This is a genomic window from Cellulosimicrobium cellulans (assembly GCF_001722485.1).
In the GTDB taxonomy this organism is placed as follows: Bacteria; Actinomycetota; Actinomycetes; order Actinomycetales; family Cellulomonadaceae; genus Cellulosimicrobium; species Cellulosimicrobium cellulans_A.
The window spans coordinates 1-1857 of record NZ_LWGL01000303.1 but is presented as its reverse complement, the minus strand read 5'-3'; the positions used below and the strand labels follow the sequence as shown (position 1 = coordinate 1857).

The window sequence follows — 1857 nt, the reverse complement described above, 5'->3', positions numbered from 1 at the left end:
GCTCGGCACGCGCGCTCGCGCGGCCCGGCGCAGGAGCGCCCGCGGGAGCGGCGGCTGCCGCTCTGCCCCCGCTCGACGCGGCGGCCCACGCGCTCGTCGTCTTCACGTCGGGCACGACGGCGCAGCCCAAGGCCGTCGTGCACTCCGCCGGGTCCCTGCACGCCGGGTGCGACCTGCTCCGCGAGGTGTTCGAGCTCGCGCCGGGCGACGTCGTGCACACCGACCAGATGCTGCTCGGCGTGCCCGCGCTGCTCGCAGGCGCCACGTGGTCGGTGCCCGCCGACCCGCCCGGCCGCGACGTCGTCACGTTCGCCCGGCAGCTCGACGGCGCGGCGGGGACCTACCTCGTGCCGGCCGATCTCACCGCCCTCCTCGACGCGGTGGAGGCGGGGACCGTCCCGGCCGTCGGGCCGCGCGTCGCGCTCGTCGGCGGGGCGCCCGTGACGCGCGCGCTGCTCGAGCGGGCCACGCGCGTGCTGCCCGCGACGCGCTGGGTCGGGGTGTACGGGATGACGGAGATCCTCCCCGTCGCCGTCGTCGAGGCGGGCGAGAAGCTCGCGTTCGCGGGCGACGGTGACCTCGTCGGGCGGCCGCTGCCGGGCGTCGGGGTGCGGCTCGACCGCGACGGCGTCGAGGCGGGGGACGACTCCGTGGACCCGGTGGGCGACGTCGGCGAGCTCGTGCTCTCCGGGCCGTCGCTCATGGCGGGCTACCTGCACGACCTCGACGCGACGGGCCACGGCCGCGGAGCACCGGCCGCCGAGCACCGCACGGGCGACCTCGCGCGCCTCGAGGCCGACGGGCGCGTCGTGCTCGTCGGACGCACGCGGGACATGATCATCCGCGGCACGACGAACATCTACCCGGGTCTGTTCGAACCGCGCGTCGCCGCGCTCGACGGGGTCGCGGAGGCCGTGCTCGTCGGCGTTCCCCAGGTCGACGGGGACGAGCGCGTCGCGCTCGTCGTCACGTCGTCGACGGGCACGGGCACGAGGGCGGGGCACGCCGGGCCGCCGGCGCTCGACCCGGACCACCCGCTCGTCGCACGCGTGCGAGACGCTCTGCCGGGCGTCGTCGACCACGACGCGCTGCCCGACGTCGTGCTGCACGCCGACCACCTCGCGCTCGCCGGTCGCAGCCGCAAGCCGGACCGGGCCGCCCTCGCGCGTGCCGCGGCGCCGTGGTGCGGCCCGGACGTCGCGCTGCCCGCACCGACGGGGACGCGCTCGTGAGGGTCGCCGTCACCGGCGCGTCGGGGTTCGTCGGGGGAGCGGTCGCCCGCGACGCCGTCGCGCGCGGCGACGAGGTGTGGACGTTCTCGCGGCGTGACGCGGGCGTCGACGGCGCCCGGCACCGCACCTGGGACCTCGCCGACGGCGTGCTGGCCGACCCGCCCGACGTCGACGTCGTCGTGCACGCCGGCGCCGTCGTGTCCGACTGGGCGCGGCACGACCGCGCGTGGGCGGTCAACGTCGCGGGCACCCGGGCCGTGCGCGAGACCTTCCCGGGCGCGCGCCTCGTGCACGTGTCGTCCGCGAGCGTCTACGACCCGTTCCTCCCGAGCGTCGACGCGCGCGAGGCGGAGGCGCCCGTCGACCGGTACCTCGACGCGTACGGCGCCACCAAGGCCGCCGCCGAGCGGTACCTGCGCGACGACGTCCTCCACCACCCCGAGCGCGGCGCGGTCGTGGTCCTGCGCCCGCACGCCGTCTACGGACCGGGCGACACGACGCTGCTCCCGCGGGTCGAGGGCGCCGTGCGCGGCGGCCGCCTCGTGCTGCCCGGCGGCGGCCGGGTGCGCCAGTCCCTCACGCACGTCGACACGCTCGTCGCCGCCGTGCGCGCCGCCGCGGGCCT

Annotated in this window: 2 protein-coding genes; both read left to right on the top strand. The window is 78.5% G+C overall.

The genetic code is table 11. The features are described from left to right. Positions 1 to 1232, top strand: a 1232-nt coding sequence (locus JZ5iCDA_RS17250) for a class I adenylate-forming enzyme family protein (protein WP_069388215.1), incomplete at its 5' end; no start/stop codon positions are given. Next, positions 1229 to 1857 (top strand): NAD-dependent epimerase/dehydratase family protein (locus JZ5iCDA_RS17245; RefSeq protein ID WP_139123222.1); only part of this gene is annotated, 629 nt, incomplete at its 3' end. The genes JZ5iCDA_RS17250 and JZ5iCDA_RS17245, both read left to right, overlap by 4 nt.